At 61.0% G+C, this 21,549-nt stretch carries 25 protein-coding genes; 2 read left to right on the top strand and 23 right to left on the bottom strand.

The features are described 5' to 3' along the window. Positions 1 to 16: 16 nt before the first annotated feature. From AC1Q6D_RS30965 to AC1Q6D_RS30925, 9 genes are read right to left on the bottom strand one after another with little or no spacing between them, the layout of a single operon-like run. Positions 17 to 2,881: a conjugative transfer ATPase gene (locus AC1Q6D_RS30965; RefSeq protein WP_103406362.1), complete on the bottom strand. Its 2,865-nt coding sequence runs from the start codon at positions 2,879 to 2,881 to the stop codon at positions 17 to 19. Continuing rightward, positions 2,881 to 3,315, bottom strand: coding sequence for a TIGR03751 family conjugal transfer lipoprotein (locus AC1Q6D_RS30960; protein WP_103406363.1), 435 nt, complete (start codon positions 3,313 to 3,315; stop codon positions 2,881 to 2,883). The genes AC1Q6D_RS30965 and AC1Q6D_RS30960 overlap by 1 nt, the downstream gene beginning before the upstream one ends. Then, on the bottom strand, positions 3,296 to 4,732 hold the full coding sequence (locus tag AC1Q6D_RS30955; RefSeq protein ID WP_103406364.1) for a TIGR03752 family integrating conjugative element protein: 1,437 nt from the start codon (positions 4,730 to 4,732) through the stop codon (positions 3,296 to 3,298). The genes AC1Q6D_RS30960 and AC1Q6D_RS30955 overlap by 20 nt, the downstream gene beginning before the upstream one ends. After that, complete coding sequence (locus tag AC1Q6D_RS30950; RefSeq protein ID WP_103406365.1) at positions 4,722 to 5,630, bottom strand: TIGR03749 family integrating conjugative element protein; 909 nt, start codon at positions 5,628 to 5,630, stop codon at positions 4,722 to 4,724. The genes AC1Q6D_RS30955 and AC1Q6D_RS30950 overlap by 11 nt, the downstream gene beginning before the upstream one ends. Further along, a complete protein-coding gene (locus AC1Q6D_RS30945; protein WP_103406366.1) occupies positions 5,627 to 6,319 on the bottom strand; it encodes a PFL_4703 family integrating conjugative element protein in 693 nt (230 codons plus the stop codon). Before AC1Q6D_RS30945 ends, AC1Q6D_RS30950 begins: the two co-directional genes overlap by 4 nt. Continuing rightward, positions 6,316 to 6,717 (bottom strand): TIGR03750 family conjugal transfer protein, encoded by a 402-nt coding sequence (locus AC1Q6D_RS30940; protein ID WP_092234911.1) that lies wholly within the window; start codon positions 6,715 to 6,717, stop codon positions 6,316 to 6,318. Before AC1Q6D_RS30940 ends, AC1Q6D_RS30945 begins: the two co-directional genes overlap by 4 nt. A 10-nt stretch (positions 6,718 to 6,727) precedes the next feature. Beyond that, positions 6,728 to 7,054, bottom strand: coding sequence for a TIGR03745 family integrating conjugative element membrane protein (locus tag AC1Q6D_RS30935; RefSeq protein WP_235861065.1), 327 nt, complete (start codon positions 7,052 to 7,054; stop codon positions 6,728 to 6,730). 52 nt (positions 7,055 to 7,106) lie between these two features. Next, a complete protein-coding gene (locus AC1Q6D_RS30930; RefSeq protein WP_092234917.1) occupies positions 7,107 to 7,340 on the bottom strand; it encodes a TIGR03758 family integrating conjugative element protein in 234 nt (77 codons plus the stop codon). Continuing rightward, the gene (locus tag AC1Q6D_RS30925) at positions 7,337 to 7,693 is read right to left on the bottom strand and encodes an integrative conjugative element protein, RAQPRD family (RefSeq protein WP_092237365.1); all 357 of its coding nucleotides are present in this window, start codon (positions 7,691 to 7,693) and stop codon (positions 7,337 to 7,339) included. Before AC1Q6D_RS30925 ends, AC1Q6D_RS30930 begins: the two co-directional genes overlap by 4 nt. Positions 7,694 to 8,069: 376 nt before the next feature. Here AC1Q6D_RS30925 and AC1Q6D_RS30920 point away from each other — a divergent pair, with 376 nt between their 5' ends. Together AC1Q6D_RS30920 and AC1Q6D_RS30915 are read left to right on the top strand one after the other, a co-directional pair. After that, positions 8,070 to 8,393, top strand: coding sequence for a helix-turn-helix domain-containing protein (locus AC1Q6D_RS30920; RefSeq protein ID WP_024718120.1), 324 nt, complete (start codon positions 8,070 to 8,072; stop codon positions 8,391 to 8,393). Beyond that, a complete protein-coding gene (locus tag AC1Q6D_RS30915; protein WP_167362631.1) occupies positions 8,390 to 9,679 on the top strand; it encodes a type II toxin-antitoxin system HipA family toxin in 1,290 nt (429 codons plus the stop codon). The genes AC1Q6D_RS30920 and AC1Q6D_RS30915 overlap by 4 nt, the downstream gene beginning before the upstream one ends. 15 nt (positions 9,680 to 9,694) lie before the next feature. Here the strand turns inward: AC1Q6D_RS30915 and AC1Q6D_RS30910 are convergent, their stop codons facing one another. From AC1Q6D_RS30910 to AC1Q6D_RS30845, 14 genes are all read right to left on the bottom strand, one after another. Next, positions 9,695 to 10,444, bottom strand: coding sequence for a TIGR03747 family integrating conjugative element membrane protein (locus tag AC1Q6D_RS30910; RefSeq protein WP_092234923.1), 750 nt, complete (start codon positions 10,442 to 10,444; stop codon positions 9,695 to 9,697). Next, on the bottom strand, positions 10,437 to 12,611 hold the full coding sequence (gene traD, locus AC1Q6D_RS30905) for a type IV conjugative transfer system coupling protein TraD (RefSeq protein WP_092234926.1): 2,175 nt from the start codon (positions 12,609 to 12,611) through the stop codon (positions 10,437 to 10,439). Before traD ends, AC1Q6D_RS30910 begins: the two co-directional genes overlap by 8 nt. Before the next feature lie 10 nt (positions 12,612 to 12,621). Next, positions 12,622 to 13,173, bottom strand: coding sequence for an integrating conjugative element protein (locus AC1Q6D_RS30900; RefSeq protein ID WP_092234928.1), 552 nt, complete (start codon positions 13,171 to 13,173; stop codon positions 12,622 to 12,624). Then, on the bottom strand, positions 13,170 to 13,739 hold the full coding sequence (locus AC1Q6D_RS30895; protein ID WP_371919938.1) for a transglycosylase SLT domain-containing protein: 570 nt from the start codon (positions 13,737 to 13,739) through the stop codon (positions 13,170 to 13,172). The genes AC1Q6D_RS30900 and AC1Q6D_RS30895 overlap by 4 nt, the downstream gene beginning before the upstream one ends. Then, entirely contained in the window at positions 13,736 to 14,479 is a 744-nt protein-coding gene (locus AC1Q6D_RS30890; protein WP_028622308.1) for a TIGR03759 family integrating conjugative element protein, read from the bottom strand. The genes AC1Q6D_RS30895 and AC1Q6D_RS30890 overlap by 4 nt, the downstream gene beginning before the upstream one ends. Positions 14,480 to 14,488: 9 nt before the next feature. Next, a complete protein-coding gene (locus AC1Q6D_RS30885; protein ID WP_028622307.1) occupies positions 14,489 to 15,145 on the bottom strand; it encodes a hypothetical protein in 657 nt (218 codons plus the stop codon). After that, positions 15,142 to 15,726: a PFGI-1 class ICE element type IV pilus protein PilL2 gene (gene pilL2 / locus AC1Q6D_RS30880; protein ID WP_169870711.1), complete on the bottom strand. Its 585-nt coding sequence runs from the start codon at positions 15,724 to 15,726 to the stop codon at positions 15,142 to 15,144. Before pilL2 ends, AC1Q6D_RS30885 begins: the two co-directional genes overlap by 4 nt. A 235-nt stretch (positions 15,727 to 15,961) precedes the next feature. Beyond that, positions 15,962 to 16,270, bottom strand: coding sequence for a hypothetical protein (locus AC1Q6D_RS30875; RefSeq protein ID WP_092234931.1), 309 nt, complete (start codon positions 16,268 to 16,270; stop codon positions 15,962 to 15,964). A gap of 78 nt (positions 16,271 to 16,348) precedes the next feature. Next, complete coding sequence (locus AC1Q6D_RS30870; protein WP_158249416.1) at positions 16,349 to 16,504, bottom strand: hypothetical protein; 156 nt, start codon at positions 16,502 to 16,504, stop codon at positions 16,349 to 16,351. A gap of 494 nt (positions 16,505 to 16,998) precedes the next feature. After that, complete coding sequence (locus AC1Q6D_RS30865) at positions 16,999 to 17,826, bottom strand: DUF932 domain-containing protein (RefSeq protein ID WP_092234937.1); 828 nt, start codon at positions 17,824 to 17,826, stop codon at positions 16,999 to 17,001. A gap of 263 nt (positions 17,827 to 18,089) precedes the next feature. Continuing rightward, a complete protein-coding gene (locus tag AC1Q6D_RS30860) occupies positions 18,090 to 18,641 on the bottom strand; it encodes an STY4534 family ICE replication protein (RefSeq protein ID WP_092234940.1) in 552 nt (183 codons plus the stop codon). A 319-nt stretch (positions 18,642 to 18,960) separates the two neighbouring features. After that, complete coding sequence (locus AC1Q6D_RS30855) at positions 18,961 to 19,803, bottom strand: adenine nucleotide alpha hydrolase family protein (RefSeq protein WP_028622303.1); 843 nt, start codon at positions 19,801 to 19,803, stop codon at positions 18,961 to 18,963. 143 nt (positions 19,804 to 19,946) lie between these two features. Further along, a complete protein-coding gene (locus tag AC1Q6D_RS30850) occupies positions 19,947 to 20,309 on the bottom strand; it encodes a DUF3085 domain-containing protein (protein ID WP_092234943.1) in 363 nt (120 codons plus the stop codon). 83 nt (positions 20,310 to 20,392) lie between these two features. Then, on the bottom strand, positions 20,393 to 21,193 hold the full coding sequence (locus AC1Q6D_RS30845; RefSeq protein ID WP_092234946.1) for a GTPase: 801 nt from the start codon (positions 21,191 to 21,193) through the stop codon (positions 20,393 to 20,395). Between the last annotated feature and the right edge of the window lie 356 nt (positions 21,194 to 21,549).

Here is a 21,549-nt window from a genome sequence, read left to right as displayed (position 1 = left end):
GGCAGAATCCTCGACGTCAATCAAACAGGTCGTAGCGCAGCGGCTCGATGCCCCGCGCCCGGTCGATCTGGTCGGCAACCCGCAGCGCGGCTTCCAGTTCACTGATGCCGTGCTGCTGCATCAACTGAAAACGTTCGGCCTTCTCTTCGGGTTCCGTCATTGCCAGCGCCAGGTACAGGCTGGGCGGTACCGCCCTGAACAGCAACTCCATTGATTTTGACAAAATCACCCCTTCGGTGAATTTTCCGGCTTCCTTGCGCGCGGACAACATCAGGGCCTTCTGCGAGGCGTTCAGTTCGCGGAACCGGGCAATCTTCTCCACCTCGTCCGGCGGCATGCTCAGGCAAATCCACCACTCGATCATGTTGAGCATGGGCTCGGCGGCTTTCGGCAAATCGTCCAGGTTCTGCGTTGCCAGCCAGTACCAGGCGCCCAGTTTTCGCCACATCTTGGTGATCTTGACCACGTAGGGCGCGAGCAGCGGGTTCTTGGTGATGATGTGGCCTTCATCGGTGACATTGATGATCGGGCGGCCGAGGAACTGGTCGCGCTCGGCGATGTTGTTGACGGTGTTGATCAGCGAGATATAGGCAATCGACAGCTGCGCGTTGTAGCCCTCGCGCGCGAACGTCGCCAGGTCGACAACCGTGATATCGGCCTCCGGCCAGGGCGTCCCCGGCCTGTCGAACATCTCGCCATCGACGCCCTGGCAGAACATGTTCATCGCATCGGCCATTTCCAGCAGACGAGTACGACGTGTCTCGGGTAACGTCGAATCGCAACCGCGTTCGCGCAGCGCATTGCGTACATCACGGGTCAGTACCGTGCGTTTTTCTATCACGCAGCGATGGGCGGCCTCGAGGATGCACTGACGGATCAGGCTGCGATCGGCGCGGGTCATCCTGGCTTCCTCTTTGTCCTCCCCGCCGGTGATCATCAATCGTGCGGTGATCTCCAGTTCACCCAGCACATCACGTTGCTCGTCAGCACTGGCATCGCCCTCGGCGGATTCTTCATCGAGCGCGTCGGCATCAAGTGTCTGGACCTGGCTGGGTGTGTCGACCAGACGCCAGGCGTCGGCGAAGGGTGCAAGGCTCACGCCTGCGCCGGGCGAAAGCCTGACGCGATGCACCGTCAGCCCCAGGCGCGCGGCGAACTCACCGTAGAGGCCAAAGCTGTTACCGGCTTCCACGATGAACAGCCGTGGCCGGTAGATGGCGGTGATCTGGTTGAGGATGTTGTTGAGCGTGGCCGACTTGCCTGAACCGGTGGGGCCGAACAGGAACAGGTGTGCATTCATCTGGCGGTCGAGTCGGTTCAACGGATCAAAGGTGATGGTGCCGCCGCCACGGTTGAAGAAGGTGATCCCGGGGCGGCCGGTGCCGGCACTGCGCCCCCAGGTCGGTGCCAGGTCGGCTACATGCTGCGCGAACATGAGCTGCGTGTACCACTGACGTTTGTCTTTGCCCGGGTCATAGACACAGGGCAACCAGCGCAGGTAGCTGTTGAGCGGCGCGACTTCATCTTCTTCGCGTACCGGTTGCAGGCCTGCGTTGAGCAGGACGTTGCCCAGTTGCAGACCGCGGGTATCGAGGTCTGCCATGTCCTGACCCCGCAGGTAGAACGCCAGCGAGGCGCGATACAGCTTGTGTGCACTGCCAATCAGGCCGCGCGCCTGCTGGACGTCCTTCAATGCCTGTTCCGAGGCCAGGGTTTCACCAACCGCCTTTTTCGCCAGGTGATTCAGGTGCGCCTCAAGAATGTCCTGCGGCGTGACGACCATCGTCAGGCACATCACGGTGTCTTCGGGCATCTGATCCATCAGGGCATTGATCGCATCACCGCCCTTGCGGGTTTCCCCGGTGATGTGCCCGGTGTTGGGCGGCGTGCGCAACCGGTCGACAACAACGGTTCGGTGGGGCTGGTCGTCGAAGTACCACAGGCCGTTTTCGACGTCAGAGCGGGGCTGGCCGAAAAACAGGCGCTGCGCGAAATCCGTACCACTGGCCAGTTCCAGCTCGCCGGGTTCGGACTCCGTCGGATAGGCCGTGAGGCGGTAGAAGCGTTCGCGGTCTTCTAACGTGGGGCCGAGCATCGTCGGCCGCGGGTTGAACCAGAGCACCAGCCAGGCATGAATATCTGCCGCCTGCAGGCGACGGGCGCGTATGCCCGCATTGGACAATCCACCGACCAGCCGGTCGCAAATGACATTCAATGCCTGCTCGGGGGATTGCCCGCGTCGGGCGGGCGTATTCCCTGCACGCCGATACACCACCAGGCGGACGCGGCGCGTTTGGCCGCGCCAGGGTAACTTGGTGACCGTGCGGTCCTCGAACAGGCCGCCCTGCTTGGCAACGGCCCGCAGATGGTGACCGAAAAAGCGCAGGTAGAACTCGCTGAAGGCGCTGCCCTGTGCCCGTGGCTGGAGATAACTGCGCAGGGAGGCAAGGTACGGGTTCCAGTCGGTCTCGTCCTGAGCGTAGAGCTGCATCACCCAGGGCGAGTCATCCAGTTCATCGAAACTGTCCTGTAGCGCGTTTTCCAGGGCGTCGCGCGCCTGCGCAAGCCAGGCCGCCTCACGTCCCTCCGTACCGACGGGCATCAATTCAAAAAATGCCGCGACGGAGACGCCGTCTTCGAGCAGCATGCATTTTGAATCGGGCAGGTATTCGACCCAGGGCAACAGATCAGCGAATGAGGGTACGACGTCATAAAGCGCCTGCTCGTCGGCCTGTGTTGCAGGACGCCGCCGCGCGGCACCGGGCTTGCCCGGCGCCGGAATGCCGTGCGCTTGCAGTTCGGCAACATGGCGCTCCCAGGCATCCGGGGTTGGCCTGTCTGCCTGAGTTGTCTCAGGTACGCGGGAAAATGGCCAGCGCATCAGTAATCCTCGACCCGCTCACCGGGCATGGCGTACTGGACCCGCTGGTACAGGGGAAAGACGGTTGTGTACCCGGGAACGGGAGCGGGATCAGTGCCTGCCAGATGGGGAAAGACGTACATCACAAGGTCCGGATTGGGCAGGCGGTGAAACTGCCGGTAGATCTCGTTCTGTGCGGTGCGGGTATAGCTTGCGTTGACAGTCGGCGCCGCGTTTACATCGTCTTGCGTGAGTGGCCGGCGCAGCGACTGCCGGGCGTCCAGCAGTTGCTGCGCGCTCTGTCCGCCACGCGCGGCACCGCCGGTCTCCTCGTTCCAGATATCGAGCATGGTGTTGCCGTCATGCGGCAGCATCTTTTCCTTGCTGGTCGAACAGCCGGCCAGGGCCGCGGTCACCATGAGGACCGTCAGGCCGTTAGTCCAGATCCTGTGCATGGGGAGCTCCTCCGAGACGGTGATCGACGCGACGACCTTTGGGGGCGTAGTCGATGCTGAGGGGTTGTTCGAGATGGACGGCAACCTGGGCACCGGGCTTGACGTAGACGGCTGCGAAGGCCTGCCCGTAGAGCTTGTTCACCCACTGCGACATGTCCTGCACGCCGCCCGCGAGGATGCGGCCCACCGCTTCGTTGCCGGTAATACCGACGGTGCCCATTGAACCGTTGTTGTTAGCCACCACAGCGACGCTGTCGTTGTCCGATTTGATCAGCGATGCGATGCCGGCACCCGCCGCCGTAATCAGCGCCTGACTGCTGAGGTACTGCTGGGCGTTGCTGCGGCGTTCACCTGAAACGCACGGGATGCCATAGGGATCGCTGATCCAGCCCAGGCCCTCCTGGGTAGCGTTGCTGCCCCTGTTGTCCTGCTGCTGGTTATCGCCGCGCTCGCCCTCTTCGGGCACGGTGCGGATGGTGCCGTCATGGAACACGAACGTCACACTGCGGACCTGGCCGCGCACGCAGGACAGCGTCCAGTCGCCTGATGCGGTACCGCTGACCACCGCGCCGGACACCTCGGGGAGGTCGATGCCGTTGGCGGTGAGGTTGTCGGGACCAATGAGGACCTTGAACGGGTAGGGGTCATTCACCGTACCGTCCACTGGCACGCGCCCGATCAACGCAGTCATCGCAATCGAGCCCATCAGCGTCGCGTTGGTTGGTACGGTGTAAACTGGCGTTGCGGTGGACACACCCGCCGCCTTGCTGCCAGCTTCCACGACGGTCTCCCGGGTCGCTTCCAGCGTTTTCTGCGCGGGCCCGAAACGGGTGGGGAAGCTGAAGCTGTCGCGCTTGCCGGAGGCGCCACTTTTGCCATCGCGCCTGGCATCGTCCGGTTCAATCCAGTGAATACCGTCACTGCCGAGTCCATCGCCGTCCCCGGGCTTCAGGCCCAGACCGATGGGAAGGTCGGCATCGCCACGCTGACTGTACAGCCCTTCGATTTGGCGCTGCAGGTCTTGCAGCAAGCCCTGAGCTTGCTGCCGCTCGCCGGAGACCTGTTCACGGTCGTTGCGCAACTGGTTACGTTCGGTCTCCAGCGCACTCTGAATGCGCCGGTCAATTGAGCCTTCACGCTGACGCAACCGCTCGTTTTCAGACTTCTGCGTTTTGTTGTCCGCCATCGCGCTCTGCAATTCGGTACGCAGTTGTTTGACCTGACCTACCAGCGTCGCCACGGTGTCGCGAGGCGTATCGCCTTCGATACCCAATGCCTTTGCCTCTTGGGACGTCAGCCGGGGAGTGCCGTCATGGACCGGTTGGCCGTTACCGCCGGAAAACAGCTTGATCCCGACGAACACCAGCAATAGCGTCATGGGCACCATCAGCCATTTCAGCAGGCCATTACCTTTCATGACGAGCTCCGTCCTTCGGGGCTGGCGTTGAGGGGGACGGCAGATTCAGCGCCGCATTGATCGGGCTGAGTGTCGGCAGCAGAGATTTGGCCAGGCCATGCCCCCGGGTCACCAGGTAAACCACCGAGGTGTCTTCCGGGGTACCGGCAGGCCCCAGGGTTGAATGCTGAAACGCAGCGGTCATGAAATCACCCTGCAGTTCACGCGGATCCAGGGCGAGCCGGCGGGTCGACCTGTTGGCCAGCCTGACGGCGGTCACCCACACGTCATCCCGCCGCCAGGCGGCGATGGCCCTGGCCTGAACGGGTAGGGTGGGCAGCAGCGTATCCAGGGGCAGATGGCGGCGCAGGTTCACGCGCGTCACGCCAGGAACGGACTCGACCGTGCGCAGTGGGGCGTACAGGTTCTGCGCGGCGTAGCGGGTCAGCACCACAGGCACAGGCGTTTCATGGGCGGCGCGAGGCGGGGCGGTTGTGTCGACACTGCCATGACTGCCCTGAGATGTCTGCGTCTCGCCGTAGCGTTGAGCCGGGCCCTCAGCCTCAACAATACGCACCGGCTCCATCGCCGCCTGGCCTGTCACAGCGGGCTCGGCCGCGATGTCCAGCAGGATCAGTGTCCCGTTGTCAGCATCCTGCAGTTGCAGGCGTGTCGGTTCGATGGGCTCACTGGCGCGCAGATAGAGTGCACCACCGGCACTTTGTACCCGCAGGCGTCCGGCGAGCGAGGCAGGCACACCCACGCGGACGTTGCGGTCGATGAACACGATCCGCTCCTGATCCACGATCAGGGAAACCGCCAGGGGCAGGCGCTCCCAGCGCAGGATCTCCACGGCGTGGACTGCCGGCGACAGCACAACGGTGAGCTGCAGGCTGAAGGCACAAAGCAGGTGTTTCATGGCGTCTCTCCCATAGCGCCACCCAGCCCGCCCGGCGTTGTGCTTGCAGGCGTGACAGGGTCGGGGCTGATGATGCGTTGCGGTGCGCCGCTGTAGCAGTCCAGGACCAGGCCGAAAGGGTTGCGCTCGGGGTCGACGTCCACCCGTACGACCTTGAGCGGGTAGCGAACAAGGGCCCGTTTGACCTGCTCGGCGCCGTAGTATTCATCCGCCGTTACATCAAGCGTGACGATCCAGTCGCGGTCGGAGACGACTTTCACCCGCAGGGTTGGGTTCTCGCCGTAGCCGCGCCCCGGGATCTCATAGAGGCCTCGTACTCGCTGACGCAACTCACCTGCCGTACGGCGGTATTCATAGTCATTGCGCAGAAAGGTCTGGCAGGCGGGAGTGAAATAGGGCGCCAACACGTGGATGTTGCGCGCATAGTCTTCGTCACCGTTGGTGGGCCAGCGCTGGAGTTGCTGCCAGATGTAGAACGAGAAGGCGTAGACGCTTTCGGGTGGCACTTCCCACCACTTCCGGGTACTGCCGGAGCGCAGGTCGGGCGGGACGTGCACGGTCAGGTCACGCGGTGCGCTCCACCAGCCGCCGCCCATCACCAAGACGATGACAAGTAGTGCGCCAAGCCCCAGTCGTAGGGTCCTGATGTGCGACTGGAGGTGGGTAATTTCGTTCTTGAACCGGCTCACGCTGCCTTGGTCCTGCGCGTGCTCCAAGAACCCGAGCTGATCACCAGGGCGTGCGCGCCCACAAAAGCGGCTAAGGCTGGATAACGCTGTGCGATCCGCCACTGCAGTTGGCGATACAGCCAGGTGTCGGGTCTGCCACGTTTCTGGCGACGCAGCATGCCTCCACCTGCAAACACCCCGGCAGCGATGCCCAGCATGATGGCCGTGGGCACGATGGCAATCGTCGAAAACACAAAGGCCAGCGGCACGCCTACCACCAGACTGCCTGCTGCCGACAGCCCGGCGCAGATCCACAGCTCGTCTGCGGTAAGGCCGCGGACGACCACGGGGTGACGGTTGAGACGGTGTGGAAGAAACACCACCGTCCCGTCAGGCCGAATGTCCTGATGCGTGCTCATGGCATGACTCCTAGAGCACGCCGGTGGCTTCAGTGAGCAGCCAGACACCAACGACCAGCAGGACGGCGCCCACGGCCACCGTCAGGCCGAATTGCCCCCAGGTTTTGCGGCCCGTGTGGATCTCTGCATAGGTACCGTAGGCGTGGTAGCAGACGCCGACAAACATCGAGGCGACCACCAGCAAGGCGACGAGCATCACGATGTCGTAACCGTAATTGCGCAGCGTCTCCATGATGCCCGAGCCCGTGCCCCGTGACGGGTCTTCCAGGGTTGGGAGATCGGCCTGGGCAAGCGATGGCAGCATGACGAGTGTGGATGCCGAGGCCAGGACGGCCATACGTACCGAATGCAAGCGATGCGAGAGCGGGTTCATGATGTGCGCCTTTGCGTTAGGAGAGCAGGAAAAAAGTCAGCACGACGTACATCGCGATAAACCTCACCGCAACGCCGAGGAACTGACGCTGGGAAATCCGCTGTTCCGACCAGCCGACATAGGCTGTGCGCAGGGCCCATACGCCCCACAGCAGCAGGACTGCGAACACGACACCGAGTAGTACGCCGGCGACAGCAGAGGGAGTGAAGCCTGCATTGGCCTGAAAGGCGGCAAGCTGGTTGGCGTTCATTGGTCATCCCCCTGTTCGGCGTCCTGGCGGTAATCGCCAAGCAGTACAGAGGGATCGCGTGGCTGTGCACGCTGGGGCGACAGGTAATCGTCGATGCTCGACCGCATGCGCTGCAGGTCGGCGTCCAGACGCCGATAGTCGAAGTGATAGCGGGAGCGTGACTCGGGGGCGGTGCTGGCGGATTGTTTGGCCAGACGGTCAAGCAGGTCGAGCTGGCGGGCGACGGCGGCCAGGTGTTCACGCTCATACCCATCGTCAGCGGCGGCGGCGAGCTGAGTGATGAAGATACTGGTGAGCAGCAACGCTACGACCGGACGTCGCCATGCGTAAGCCGAATTGTGAAACCTTGCCATTGCGCCATTTCCGATGGACTCGAACGGCTCGATGCTGCGGGGATGGCTGGTGGAAAGCCGCAAACAATGGGGAGTTACTCCTCACCACTTTCCTTACATACATTTTTCGGTGGTGTTGCGTTGTGCATTCTGAAGAGAGTGGTATGGGCGACTGTTTCATCGCAGAACAGCTATCTCTTCATCTGTGTCTCTGCGTATCGAAATCGTGGACGCTAAGGGCTGATATATTTTCAGATTTCACTTTAGCATTCTGATTGGACTGCTAATCGCTTACTAGCGCTCCCGTGGGATGTTTATTGACAACAGTAACGAGACATGAGGTAATTGTTCTCATGGGAGCTGATAATGGCCTTAAGAATTCCTATGAGGATGATAAATGAGTACACCACTGCCGTTACCCGTCGAGCGGGCGCTCCGCAAGCTCGGCAGCGACATTGAGCTTGCACGCAGGCGTCGACGGATTTCACAGGCCTCGCTTGCAGAGCGAATGGGGGCTTCTGTATCCACTGTTCGGCGCATGGAGAAAGGGGATATGCGGGTGCCTATTCATTTCTTCGCCCGCGCCTTGCACGTGTTCGGTGAGGTACAGGCGCTGGCCAACCTGCTGGATACGGCGCACGACGACATCGGGCTGACGCTGATGGATGAACAATTGCCTAAACGTGTACGCAGTAAACCGCCGGCATCGGGGGCATTATGAAATCGGTTACTTCAGTTCGCCAGCAAGTCCAGGTCTGTCTTGGTAAGGCGGAAATACCTGTTGGCACTCTTATTTACGTCAAGCAGGGGCGCCGCGAGAACACCACCTTTGCCTATGAGCAGGGATGGTTGGGGAATCAGGATGGGTTCAATGTTTCTGCCGATCTCAGCCTGATCTCGGGTTATCAGCCACGTAGAGCTCCCTCAGCTCACGATTCGGTCTTTCATTTCGCCATTGCCGATACAGCACCGGACGCTTGGGGACGTCGGGTCATCGCACGTGACCATGCCAAGCGTCGTAAGGGTAATCCATCGCTCGCGTCGCTGACAGAGATGGACTACCTGCTGGCGGTTGACGATTTCAGCCGGATCGGCGCGCTGAGACTGCGCGATCAGAATGAACAATATTGCCGGACTATTGAAGATGGACGGCGCGCTACACCGCCACTGCTGGAATTGCAGCGCATCTACCAAGCCAGCCGGGCAGTTGAGAAAGGTCAGGAAAGCACTGAAGATTTGCGTTACCTTCAGGGCAAAGGCACATCGCTCGGCGGGATGCGCCCCAAGAGCACGGTGGTTGATGAGGATGGTGCACTCGCCATTGGAAAATTCCCAAGCGTGGGCGACGCCCGTAGCGTGACGCGCGGCGAAGTGCTGGCCTTATGCTTGGCAAAACAAGCAGGTATCAATGCCGCGCCGGCCCGTATCATAGAGCTGGATGGCGTACCGGTCGCTATCATCCGCCGTTTCGATCGCGATGGTGCTGATGGGCGTATTCCATACCAGTCCGCCGCATCTTTGCTGCAGGCGTCGCGCGAAGAGGATCGAAGCTATACCGAAATTGCCGATGCTATCCGTTCCGTGGGGCATGCACCGACCGCAGATGTGCAGCAGCTGTGGCGGCGACTGGTTTTTAACCTACTGATCACCAATGTGGATGACCACCTGCAGAACCATGGCTTTCTTCATGTGGAAAAGGGGCTCTGGCGGCTGGCACCGGCATTCGACGTCAATCCCTTCCCGGACAAAGAGCGAGAGTCGAAAACCTGGCTGTCGGAGGAGGATGGACCGATCACCGATCTTGAGATGCTGCTGGCGCGGAGCACCTATTTTTCGTTGAGTCGGGAGGATGCGTTGGCCGTGCTGGCAGAAGTGTATGACGCCGTGCTGGACTGGCGGCAGATTGCGCTCAGTGCTGTGGTGGGGTTGCAAGCGAGCGAGTTGGACGATTTTGCTCCAGCGTTTGAGCACGAGCAAATGGAGGCGGCGCAGGCATTACTGGCCTGAAATACCGGTCAGCACTTATAGGTATTTTTTGAAGCTGCCTGCTGCGAGGTCTGTTGCGGCACCTAACAGAATTGCGCAGGGAAGCAAGAGAAGAAGCGGGTGTGCGCTGACGGGCAGGGTCAGGTAAAGGACCCAAGGCATGACGGCGAGCGGCATCAGACTGGCCTTTGCCCGGTGGTAGACAAAGCCGGACTCACGGCCCGCACCAAAGCGCCTGATGTCCCGCCGCACCAGGCCATCGACCAGACCGACGAATGCTGCCATCAGAAATAGCGGAATGGTCAGTACCAGCACCAGCAGCCGGACGAGGAACACCAGTAGCGTGTACGCACTGGCGATCAGATAGTTCTCCAGGTACACATAAACCTGACTCAGATAAAAACGGAAATCCCGACCCGCTCCCTGGCTGGGTGAACTGGCCTTGGCGGATGTATCGCGCATCCAGTCGATGAGCCCGCTTTTGACGAACACCCATTGGTAAGCCGTTTCTACCAACCAGGACGCCGTTTGTCCCGGTTCCTGCACCACGGCGCTGCGTGTGAAGTGTTGTGAGAGTTGCGTCAGTTCATAGTCCAGCATGCCTTGCGCGTGCCGCCAGCCTTGATCGGCCCAGAACAGGTGCATACCCACGCATTCGATCACGATGGACAGAAACAAAGACCCCAACAGCACGCCCACAAACCGGAATGGCAGCGTGATGATGCCGGTGATCAAACCCTGCTGTTGGGTCTGCTGGCGCTGCGCTGTGTTGGCCGGGTCACTCACGGTTGCGCCTCTCAGCAGTCGTTTCGGCGGTCGCCATATGCCGGAACCCGTCAAGCAGGTCATCAGGTAGGGGGGCATCCTGCAGGCCCGGTAGTGCTTTGCTGTCCCACCAGTCACCCGCCTCGACGTAGTGTTGGCGCATGTACCCAGCAAGCTGCTGCAGGTCCCTGGGCATCACTTCGTCAGGGTCGGGTGCCGGCAGCGGCATGCGAATCTTCCAGAGGTTGCCGCCTTCGATCAGTGCAAAGCACTGCCCCTTGGGCAGGCCGACAACATGGGCGGGTTCGAGCAGGGGCACACTCGTCGTCGTGATGCGGTCCTGGGTGTTGCTGGTAAAATCGGTCTTGCCGTGAATGTCGGAGCTGTCGGTGGCGCCGCTCATCAGTGAGGTGGTGTACACCTCAACCTTGGGCAACTGTTTCGTGAGTAATTCGGCGGTCGCAGTTTCCCGCACCCTCAACATAAACAGGTTGTTGAAGTTACCGACCACCTGGCCGGCTTTGGCGCGGTTGCCGATACGCGCTTCAATGTCACTGAGCGTTTGCGTGTAGGCGGTGACCTGGAGACCGGCACCGCCGCCTTTGTTGACCATGGGGATGAATTCATCACCCATCAGTTCGTTGAACTCGTCGGCGTGCACGTTGATCGGTACTTTGACCCCAGACGCCGTGCCGGGTAGACCATCGTCAATACCGAACTTGTAGATGTGTCCAGCGACCGACACCAAGTCGCTGAACATGCTGTTGCCCACGGCGGCTGAAACCTCGGCATCCGAGAGTGCGTCCAGGCCCACATACACCACGGCCTTCTTCCGGATAATCTGCATCCAGTCGAAAATGGGACGGGGGTCGGCCAGATCGGCATAGTCCGGGGCCAGCAACTGAGAAATCTTGCCGGTCGTGAGTTTTTCCAGCAGGGGCAGCAACGAGGCGACGATTTTGTCGAAGTAGGTGCGGTCATAGCGTACCGCAGATCTGAGCCCGTCCAGCACCGGATCGTAGACCCTGACCTGTGACAGGTATTGTTCGAGCGCAATGACGCGCTTCTCGCGGCCGATCATGTTGCGGGGAGTGTTCTTGTCGTTGAGCCTGGCCTCGATCTGCACAATGACTTCCCACGCCTTCGGTTCGTTGCTCGCGAAGTAGTGCTGGGCGTACTCGATGAACAAGGCATCGATGTTCACTACATGCCGCTGGATCAGCAGGTAGTCGGGCCGCTGCCCCAGCTCGACGAGTGCACGGGCGATGATGTTGACGAAACGCCAGGCGAACTCGCGAAACGCCGCAGAGTTGCCCTCGCCGGAGAGTTGGCCGGCAATGCGCGTGGCCACCTCGCTGATGCGGCCAAACCGGCCCACGGCGTTGTAGCGCGCACTGATATCCGGCCAGCCAAGATGAAAAACATAGAACTCGCCTTCGCGTCCGGCGCGTTTGGCCTCGACATACACGCGCTTGAGCAAGTCTGCATCGCCTTTGGGGTCGAAGACGATGACCACTTCATGCTCGCCGGCTGCGTTACGCCGCCGGATGTCCTGGGTGATGAACAGCTCGGCGAGTCTTGTTTTGCCCACCCGCGTGGTGCCCAGGACGAGTGAATGCCCAACCCGTTCCCCCAGCGGCAGCGTGACGTCCACCTCATGCGGTTCAATGCCATGCAGGCGCGGCATGCCACCGACTGGAGGTAGCGGCCGCGCCGGATTAAATGGGCTGTCCCAGGTCGTCAGTCGGGCAAGTTTTGAGAGTGGAAAGGGTGCGAATTCCAGCCGCTCTTCCAAACGGCGGGCGATGCGGTAGGCGGCCGTGGGTTCCACATAACGACGAAACTCGGGGCGGTACGTTTGCATCAGCCGATGCGTGTGCCGCTGATCCCAGCGAAACCCTCGGCCGATGAACAGGCGCTGCTGACTGACCGGCACAGCACGGCTGGTCATCACGTACTTCGGCAGACGGCGGACATTGCGCCGATAGCGCAGGATGAACCATGCCTCACGGAGCCGAATAATGCCAAACAGCAGGAACGCCAGGGCTGATCCCAGGCCCAGCAGTGGATTTAACGCCAGCGACCATGGCGCCACCAGGCACAGAAGCGCGGCAACGGCGCAGACGGCCACGGTGTACAGCTCCACCGCTGGCCGTAGCAGGACTTCCACCGCATGAGGCTGGGCCATGGCGAGTGGCTCACTGCTCAATGCCGGTGGCAGTGACCAGCACGGGGTAATGGCGCAACCCCAGACGTTCTGCGAGATCGTCGCCCGATACCGGCGATAGTGTCAGGCCCGGGGCCAGCCCGCGCAAGGTGGCAAGTGCGTCTGCAGATGCCACGTTGACGACCAAGCCGACCGCATTCAATTCGCCCAGGATTGCTGCACGCTCGCGTAACCATTGGCGCGAGCGGTCGTCATCGCCGACCAGAAACATTGGCCGCAGCCCGGGGGCCTGGATGACCCTGCGCGGCTCCTCCCCCGGCGACAGGCGTCCGGAACGAACCGGCAGCATGTCTGTTTCGTTGAAACGTTGCTGTGACGGATGAGGTGCGGCGAGGGACGGGGCTAACGGCTGGTCCTGGTGGGGTCGCAGATTCAGTGATTGGTAGTAGGGCCATGCCGAAACACCGCCACGATCTTCGACCACGATCAACGAGGCGGCGTCTGCGAGCGCTCCCCCGGTGGCCAGGCATAGCAGGCCGAACAGCGATCGGGCGGCGATTCGCAGAGGAAGATGGAGCTTCATAGTGGTTTTCTCCTGGGGGAGTTTTCAGCGAGGGCGCCGCCGAGCACGCGCTGCAGGTGCTTGTGCACACTCATGCGGTAGCGGGCAGCCGCTGCCCCGCCTGCCGGGCGGTGGTAGCGTCCAATGGCGAGCAGCCAGTCCTCGCCGTCGGTGTGCTGTTCGCGCAGAATTTCCGCTGCGATAGCGAGGTTGCGATACGGGTCGAGTAGATCGCAGGGCTGCGGGTAGCGGTGCTTCTGATAACCCAGGTTGACCTGGCCGAGGCCGGCGTCGACCCGTGTGGGGGGAGCCTCCCGCAGCGCCTTTTGCAGACCCGTACATGCTTTGGCGCGGGAACTGAAACGGCGCGATACGCCCGCCACATTCAGGGTCCAGGGCCACGGCACCAGCCGGCCATCGCGTTGCAGGCCGCTCTCCTGCAACGCCACCGCATACAGCACCGCAGAGGGAATGCCAGCTCGGTGCGCGGCGATCTGGTACGCCGGAGGCGGTACGTCCTGCGCGCCGGCGGGGGCGATGATGGTCATCCAGCCCAGTACCACGAGCAGATGACACCAGCGGGTCATTGCCGTTGCCGTTGCCATTGGCCATTGACCTGCCGCACAACGGCAGGCAGGTCCCCCGGCAGGCCCAAAGACAGCCAGCGTCCGGCATCGTGGTTGAGCGTGATTGAACCGTTGCGTACGCGATCTGGATTGATGCTGGCTCGCTTCGCCCAGTCGCGAATGAGCGTGTCGTTGGCGCGGCTGCCGACCATGTAGAGGTCGAAGCCGACATCAGATGCCTGCAACTGCTGAACCGCCAGGCCACATGGCGCGCAGCCGTCCTTGATGAACACGGCGATGCGGTCCGTGCTGTTGACGGTGGTGGAGGAATTGCCTGGAGTATGGCCGGGCAGGGTGACACGTTGCATGCCCGGGTGTAGACGTTGCCAGGCGGTGTCGTAGGCCCGCTGGTATGCCAGCGTCTTTTCGGCGCGGCGGGCTTCAACCTGAACCTGCAACTCGGCATAGCGACGGCGCTCCTTGTCGGAGCGCGCTTCGATGCCAAGTGCGGTCAATGGGTCGAGGTTGGGCGAAAAGAGGCCCAGCGGTCCCTGCATTAATTGGCGATAGCGAGCCCATTCTTCCGTGTGCAACCCCCAGTCACGGGCCTGTTGTTCGTCGCTGACGCGTGAGGTCGCTGTTTGTTCCTCGCTGGGCGCGACGGTGGAGGCAATCGTGAGAGCGTTCTGTGCGATCACCGGAGAGTTAAAGAAGGCGATCAGGCTCAGCGTTAACGCGCGGAAAACAAGATTGCTGTTCATCCGGAGCCCCTATGGCAGCGTCAATCGGTGCATCTGGCCACCGTTCTCGCGCTGGAACACGGCGGTCTGGCCATCGATGGCTTGCAGGCGCCAGCCGCTGTCGGTCTCACCGGGACGCAGGACGCGTATCTCGGAAAAGGCGGTAGTGCCGGTTGGCAGGATCGACAGGAATCGTTCGCCGCCGCGAAGCTCGGTCCCCATAACCGTGAACGGTAGGCTCGCTGCTTGGGTCGGTTTTGTCGGGTGTATCACACGGGCGCGTACCGATACTGGAGTCGTCTGGTTGGGTTTATCCAGACGACTGGTCAATTGGTCGATGCGTGTTTCCAGGGAGGAAAGGCTGGCTGCTGTCAGACGCTGATCAAGCCCGCTTTCAACGGCGGTCATCCGTTGGGCAAGAGCTTTGCTATCAGCCTCATAATGGGCTTGGGTCAAGGCGACAGGCTGTTTCTGCAATGAGTCGAGGCGCTGGCTCAGCTCAGTCAGACGGGTTTCCAGGGCAACAACCTGGCTGGCCTGAGCGTTGGCTCTGGCCTGGGTGGCCAGACTCGACAGCGAGACGTGGTTGACGATCGTGGCTGCGCTGATGAGGGTCAGCCATGCGATGCTGGCCGCACGTAACAGCATGCTGAGGGAGTCGCCTGGGGTGGATTGAAATCCCCTCATGGCCTGGCCTCCGTTTTCAATGGAGGCCGCGCTATGTCGACAGGGGCGACCGGTCCGGATTGGGGAAGTGCACCACCGGTGGTGGGCTGCACTGCGCGTGTGAAGCAGATCCGGCGTGCGCCGTCGTCGACCTCCAGATCCCAGGCAGGACCGGCCAGCGTGAGCAGGGCATCACGCAATAACAGCGGGCCCAGTCGGTAGTGCGAAGCCGGTAGCGGGAGCGCATTCAGCGCTGCGATATCACTGCTGGAACACAACTGGTAGCCAGAACGGAGCAGGACATGACGCAGGGCGTCCCCAACGGTGGCTGTGCGTGTGCCGGGAACGGTCACGTCGACGACCTGAAGCAGCAGGTCCTGTTGCGCTGATACCGGAGCCAACTCGACCAGGGTGTACCGACCATAACGCACCACTGAGATGAACTCCGGCACCCCGCGCGTGGACGTGCTGGGACCTTTCTCTGCGGGTTCAACCGAAGTGGGTGGAGTCGGAGCGGATGCCGTCGTGCAACTGGCCAGAGCGGCTGTCATCAGCAGGCAGAGTAAGACCCTGCTGGGGTGATTTTGGCTGAATGCTGGCATCGGTCAGTTCTCTGGAGCGTGGAACCGACACCATCGCCTCACAAGGCCGGTGTATCAGCAAACAATAGGATTCGCCGAGTCACCAGATTGATCATGCCTTTGACCTCGCTCGGAAACTCTGCCTTAGGCCAAGGGGGACAGGGGGGGCAGGGGCCGAGTTAGGCCCCGGGGCGGTGAAAAAAGTGACTGACCGGTACTGGCGACCGGAAGTCGGTAGATAATTGCAAGAGCGGCCTCAGCGTTCCGACGGTAGCCGGATCATGGTGGCACTGCGGTCGGCCTCGGACATGATGCTAAGGCGGATTTCGCGGGTGACCACGTAGAATGAATTGAGCTGCCCGTCGATCTTCAGCGCGGCGTTGTTGGCGTACCAGGTCTCGTCGGAAACCTGGCCCCAGTCGCCATGCGCATGACGTTGAAAGAACGGCATTGGATCAAGGCGACCTTCACGCATCAGGCGATCGACGCCCTTGCTGAAGATCAACGCGCCAACCGGAAACAGCAGCTTGGAGTGGCGGCGGTGGTTTCTGGATGAATGTGCCATGGAAGTCTCCTTGTTGAGGACCACAGCACCCTTGGGGTGATGGGCCCCAACAGGTGGATAAACCGACAATCTCGGCCTTCAGGGTGCAACTGCCTCGACGAGTAATTGAATGATCGTGAGACTGCGTTGCTCGTCAGTGATAACCACCAACGCCAATCGTGGCGTCACTTGATAGCGTGAGGCCAATGCCCCCGGACTCAAGAGCAGCACTGGTGGCACGGCGCTCAGACTCATCAAGTTCGCCCCAGTCACCGTGCAAATGGCGATGCAGAAAGCGTTGGGGGGCGATCAGTCCCTTGCTGTCCAGCGACTGCATTCTGTCGCTGAGCTTCAGGGGGCCGCTTGAAAACCTGGGGGCAGAGGAGGGCCGCGCGGAGCGCAGACGTGGAAGGTATCGAAGGTTCATGGTAAAGCTCCTTTGGGATGAAGAAATCGATCGCCTACCTTTGAACAGGCGGTTGCTTCCGATTGTGGATTGAGGCGACACGAGGGCTACCGGGAGACAAACATCACTAGCACAGCCGTCGGCCATCAGGTCTGGGTATTCGTCGATGCGCAGTAGCGGTTGGATGGCGGATACATGAGGCATGGTGATGTCCTTTCGAAGAAGCAGGGACGGCACCAGCCCGCGAGGCCAGTACAGCCCCTTGGGGATTGAAGAACGCTCTGGCAGGAACGATGTGTGAGAACCGCGGACTCTGCCCGGAGTGGGCGCAGTCAGCGTGCGGTCAAGCTTTGAGTTGCCGCAGACCTTCGGCCAGCAACCACAACGCCCGATTGAGGCGCACGTTCTGATCGATGCCTTGCACAGGGCGTGTGCGTTGATGGCGACCGTTGGCGGTCCGACTAGACAGACCTCCTTTGACCAGATTTTCCTGTACTCGGTTAAACACCGACCACAGATCCGTGCGTTGGTCATCGAACCGGCGTGTCGCCAACACCTGGCTTTCAGTGATCGGCAGCACCTTGTCCGGGCTGTCGTACTTGAGCATCAGTGCCGAGCGCGCAAAGACCTCTGCTTCGCCATCGTCGAGCGTGATAGCTCGCATGGCTTCGTGGGAGTCCTGTACCTGGTCGAAGCCACGCAGGACTTCATAGGCGCCCTCGATGACATGTTCCGTCACGTTGCCCTTGTGAGGCACACGGACGTCGCCGACGATGTTGCCGCACACCAGACCGTTTTGGCAGACGAAGCGGAACATGCCAGCCAGCATCTGATAGCTGCTCGTGCCGTCGTGACTATTGAGCAAGATAATTTCATTGGCCTCTTTGCCATTGATCTGGCTCGCATGACGAAGCCGGAGCATGTGCTTGGTGAATTCACGACGGTCTTCGTGACGCACGCGGGTCTGGCACACCATGAAGGGCTCGAACCCTTCATCGCGTAGTTTCGCCAGTACAGCGCAGGTCGGTATGTAGCTGTACCGCTCGGAACGGCTTTCATGCGGGTTTTCCGCGAAGATGGAAGGGGCGATTGCGCGGATCTGGTCATCGGACAGCGGATGATCAGCACGTAGCACTGGGGAACGTGATGCAAAACGAGATGCAAGTTGCATGACAAACTCCTTGAAAATTGAGCAGCCGGCAACGACTGGCATGGAGCCAGGCGAACACGAGTGCATAGGACAAAAGCCCTGCAATGCAGGGGCTGGACGAAAATTGGCAGGGAGAAACCCATCTGCATGTCGGTCGTACCGATGCGGATGGATACGCCATTGGCGTAATAACCCATTCAGGCAATGAAGGAAGGCCGGGGCTTATGTCGGCCCGAAGTCAACCCCACGAGGGTTGAATCGAAGGACCACCCCGGCGTTACGGATTAGAACGACTCGGCCAGTGCTGGTGCTTGCGCATCGGTGGCTTCGTCGACAGGTTCTGCGACAGGCTCGGAGGTTTCCGAGCCGGGTGCTTCCTGGGTGACAGGCGTTTCGGAAGCCGCAGGGGCTTGCGATTCGCTTTCATCGGCCTTGGTCGATTTCGGCTCGGCTTTGTAAACCAAAGCACTGTCGACCTTGATCCAACTGATGAACAACAGACGGGCCTTGAAGCTCACGCCCTGTTCGCCTGCACGTTTACCTTTGGAGTAAGTGAAGGTGTCGGCCCACAGGTCGCTGAGTCGGAACCCGATCATCACTTTCTTCTCAGCCTCGACGGCCTCGATGCAGCGACGAACCAGATGTTGTGCTTCCGAGCCCGAAACGCGCGTATCAAAACGCACGTACGAGACGTCGTCGCTCGGACCATTGAGCGCTGCGATATCGCAGGCCAGGAACGGATCACCTTTCTTTGGCTTCACTTCGCGAACGCGATTGAGATAACCGAGGCCGGTGATGTGAAGATCAAAAAAGGTTTTTTCGGATGAAGTGGTCATGGTGAATCTCCAGACTTGAAGGACAAGAGTGCGGAGACACACCGACCCGGACGGGAGGTGTGTAACCCCCGCGTGGGTTGATGGATCCTGGGATCCGGTACAACTAGATTGGCATCACCATCGAAGACTCGATGGGCGTTCGCATCTGGGATGCCGAGTGCGAACTGGATTGATCAACGCGGACGGAACCGCGCCGTAGTCTTGAAGATCGTGACCACCTGGGCATGTTGCTGACAACGTCAGCGGAACATGGCTGTAACGTGGCACCCGTGCGATGTGCCCGCTACCGGAAATCGGTACTGGCGCGCATCCCCATTGTTCAGTCACCACAAAAACAGGCGATGGACTCTTTGTCGGAATCGAACATGTCGCGCTGGTGGGCGGCGAATCGGGCCAAGTCGGCATAGGTCGGGCCATCGTTGCGAAAGCGCGCGCCGCTGGGTTTGCTGGCAAGATTCAAAGACTCCATACGTATCCACCAGACGGCGGACCCCGGTTTGGCCTTGATCAGTGCCAGCCGCTGTCCCTGTGGCTTGAGAAAGCACAGGTCGCAGTTGCCTTCGAGCGTGCGGCCGTTCACGGTCAGCAATTCCAGATCGAAGGGCTGGGCCTGCCAGAAGGCGGTCACCTCGCGCACGCTCACGCCAGCCTCGGCCAACGGCATGCACATCGTCTCTCTGCTGGACTCTGTGGAATGACCGCGCGTCCTGATCTTCGCCACGCGGCGCTGCTCGTCAGCCCGGATGCCGATGAACTGATCCCAATCGGTCCAGCCCAAACTGCGTACGAACTTGTGCATTGCACGGATTTTCAGGGAGGTGGTGCAGCCCCGAGCTACCGGGTTGGGCAGGTACTGGCGCTTGCGGATTAGCGCCTCGAAGGGTTCGCCTTGCCGGCTGGCGCTTGCGAAATCGACCACCGCGAAGCCGGGCAACGCATCGCGGTATTCGAGCCATTGGATCGGCACCTGCCACCGTATGCTGCACTCGCGCACGAAACGCAGCGTGGCCTCCACTTCCTTGCCGGTGTTGGCGAAGCAGACCACGGTATCGATAGGCCGGCCCGCATTGGCTTGCAACACTCGCCACAGCATGTAGGCGCTGGTGCGACCAGCGCTGAAACTGATACAGGTGGGCTGGTCGATCTTGAACGGGTCGCGCATGTGGGCTGTCTCCAGGCTGGCGTGCCGGCGGGCACCGACGGCAGAGGGCGCTCCTTGTGAAAGGAACGAGAGACAGGCATGCGGTCACATGGCCGCTGTTCAGAAAAAGCCCCCGGATGGAGGCTTTGTGATCAGGTGGTGAGCTAGCCTTTACCTGGCTTGGACGCAACGGCTCGCAGCGAAAGCTGTATCGGCGTGGCCGACAATTCAAGATCGTCTTCACTGTTGAGGATGCGGGTGAAGACAACATCGTGGGGATCAAGAAACTCCCCGAAGTCATCCCCGCCAAGCTCGGTGCGGGCGAGTTCCCACCAGTTATCGAACGGATCGATGTCGGGATCGCAGCCAACGGCGTAGGCCAGCAGTTTTTGCTGCCCATCGGGTGTACGCTCGCCGAACTCGGCCAGGAAATACACCCCATGATCCTTGGCGAGGATGAGGCGGCCCTTGTGAGCGATAGCCTCGGCCAGCACGGGACGCAAATTTGTACCTTTGAATCGCAACATGGTGATCTCCATTGCTTGAGGAAAATGCTTCCCGCCAAGAAGGCAGGAAGCTGGACAGGTAAGGAGTGGCGTTGGCCGACTGATCAGTGCCGAATCGGCTTGCGCCCGTCCGACAGGATTTCCACCTGGATCTGCCGCCAATGCCCGTCGTCGATCAGGTGTTCCAGCGTTTCGCCGAGCATGTCGAAGTACACCTCGTCCACGCGCTGGATGAGTTCATCAGCGTGGCGCAACTCCACGGCGTAATGGTCGCCAGCACGGTCATAGAGCACCGTGACGCGGCCCTGGAATTTCTCCGTGGAGACCGTGAAGCTGATCGCGGGTGGCGTCTCGATGATGTTGTTGGGTAACGGGTCAACCCAGGTGAAATCCCTGGCCTCGGCATCCACCAGGAGGTGGGTGATGCGCCGGAAACCATCGGGAGCGGGCAGTTGCTCCAGTTGATGAACGAGCTCCTGCAACTCCGGGCAACGCAGTTCAGGAGCCGGCAACTTGGCCGGTGCTGATCCGAGAATGTGTGTCTTCACCGTGTAGGGAGTGCCGTCCGAGGCCACTTCTGTGCGCTCTTCGGGCGTATCCGCGCGAAGACCGTCGAAGCGGCGACGGACATAGGGTTGGACTTGTACCTTGATACCTTCGTCGGGCTCCTGGCTCACCTGGTGGCGATCCAGTACGGCGAATTCGGCACGACCGGTCTTGATCACAATGACCTGATCGGTCTTGGCGACAACTTTGCCCTCGAAGGGCTGCGGGTCCATACGGAAGCCGAGCGAGGATTCCTGCGGAAGGTCTTCGTAGATGCGGAACTTGAAGCTGCGAACATTGCGCGGAACATGGGCCGACACCAACGCTGGTATCTGCGTGCGAATGGATGAGTGATCCATGGGGAGACTCCTTTGAGGAAAACAAGGGACTCCTGCCCGCAAGGGAGGGTATCCCTTGGGGGGTGAGTAAATAGATGCTGCGTGCATCAGGGAGTACAGTGACCAGCGCGCAAAGCCGCACCGAAGTCTTGAAGGTCTCGACTACCTGGGATGGTGCCGGCTACGCCAGCAAACCTGTGCGCAGAATGACATCGCCATGCGGCGGCAGGCCCGCGTCAATCGGCAACCGGGGTGCCCCGCATTGGTTGTTTCATCCGGGCAGAAAAAAGCCCCTCGGTTGTTATTCCCCCCAGTCTGCAATACATAATTAGGGCTTTACAGGCGATTTCCTCTATCGATACCCCTCTATTGAGGGG

The organism is Pseudomonas sp. MT92 (genome assembly GCF_058792515.1).
This window is presented reverse-complemented; position numbering and strand designations above follow the sequence as displayed.

Excerpts from the sequence above, each read along its gene's own strand:
- AC1Q6D_RS30890 (WP_028622308.1), bottom strand. The coding sequence starts at position 14,479 with ATGAACAGCAATCTTGTTTTCCGCGCGTTAACGCTGAGCCTGATCGCC.
- AC1Q6D_RS30940 (WP_092234911.1), bottom strand. The coding sequence starts at position 6,717 with ATGAGCACGCATCAGGACATTCGGCCTGACGGGACGGTGGTGTTTCTT.
- AC1Q6D_RS30965 (WP_103406362.1), bottom strand. The coding sequence starts at position 2,881 with ATGCGCTGGCCATTTTCCCGCGTACCTGAGACAACTCAGGCAGACAGG.
- AC1Q6D_RS30895 (WP_371919938.1), bottom strand. The coding sequence starts at position 13,739 with ATGACCCGCTGGTGTCATCTGCTCGTGGTACTGGGCTGGATGACCATC.
- AC1Q6D_RS30845 (WP_092234946.1), bottom strand. The coding sequence starts at position 21,193 with ATGGATCACTCATCCATTCGCACGCAGATACCAGCGTTGGTGTCGGCC.
- AC1Q6D_RS30920 (WP_024718120.1), top strand. The coding sequence starts at position 8,070 with ATGAGTACACCACTGCCGTTACCCGTCGAGCGGGCGCTCCGCAAGCTC.
- AC1Q6D_RS30850 (WP_092234943.1), bottom strand. The coding sequence starts at position 20,309 with ATGTTGCGATTCAAAGGTACAAATTTGCGTCCCGTGCTGGCCGAGGCT.
- AC1Q6D_RS30860 (WP_092234940.1), bottom strand. The coding sequence starts at position 18,641 with ATGACCACTTCATCCGAAAAAACCTTTTTTGATCTTCACATCACCGGC.
- AC1Q6D_RS30930 (WP_092234917.1), bottom strand. The coding sequence starts at position 7,340 with ATGAACGCCAACCAGCTTGCCGCCTTTCAGGCCAATGCAGGCTTCACT.
- AC1Q6D_RS30960 (WP_103406363.1), bottom strand. The coding sequence starts at position 3,315 with ATGCACAGGATCTGGACTAACGGCCTGACGGTCCTCATGGTGACCGCG.
- AC1Q6D_RS30875 (WP_092234931.1), bottom strand. The coding sequence starts at position 16,270 with ATGGCACATTCATCCAGAAACCACCGCCGCCACTCCAAGCTGCTGTTT.
- AC1Q6D_RS30885 (WP_028622307.1), bottom strand. The coding sequence starts at position 15,145 with ATGAGGGGATTTCAATCCACCCCAGGCGACTCCCTCAGCATGCTGTTA.
- AC1Q6D_RS30925 (WP_092237365.1), bottom strand. The coding sequence starts at position 7,693 with ATGGCAAGGTTTCACAATTCGGCTTACGCATGGCGACGTCCGGTCGTA.
- AC1Q6D_RS30915 (WP_167362631.1), top strand. The coding sequence starts at position 8,390 with ATGAAATCGGTTACTTCAGTTCGCCAGCAAGTCCAGGTCTGTCTTGGT.
- AC1Q6D_RS30870 (WP_158249416.1), bottom strand. The coding sequence starts at position 16,504 with ATGAGTCTGAGCGCCGTGCCACCAGTGCTGCTCTTGAGTCCGGGGGCA.
- AC1Q6D_RS30955 (WP_103406364.1), bottom strand. The coding sequence starts at position 4,732 with ATGAAAGGTAATGGCCTGCTGAAATGGCTGATGGTGCCCATGACGCTA.
- AC1Q6D_RS30935 (WP_235861065.1), bottom strand. The coding sequence starts at position 7,054 with ATGGCCGTCCTGGCCTCGGCATCCACACTCGTCATGCTGCCATCGCTT.
- AC1Q6D_RS30950 (WP_103406365.1), bottom strand. The coding sequence starts at position 5,630 with ATGAAACACCTGCTTTGTGCCTTCAGCCTGCAGCTCACCGTTGTGCTG.
- pilL2 (WP_169870711.1), bottom strand. The coding sequence starts at position 15,726 with ATGCCAGCATTCAGCCAAAATCACCCCAGCAGGGTCTTACTCTGCCTG.
- AC1Q6D_RS30855 (WP_028622303.1), bottom strand. The coding sequence starts at position 19,803 with ATGCGCGACCCGTTCAAGATCGACCAGCCCACCTGTATCAGTTTCAGC.
- traD (WP_092234926.1), bottom strand. The coding sequence starts at position 12,611 with ATGGCCCAGCCTCATGCGGTGGAAGTCCTGCTACGGCCAGCGGTGGAG.
- AC1Q6D_RS30900 (WP_092234928.1), bottom strand. The coding sequence starts at position 13,173 with ATGAAGCTCCATCTTCCTCTGCGAATCGCCGCCCGATCGCTGTTCGGC.
- AC1Q6D_RS30865 (WP_092234937.1), bottom strand. The coding sequence starts at position 17,826 with ATGCAACTTGCATCTCGTTTTGCATCACGTTCCCCAGTGCTACGTGCT.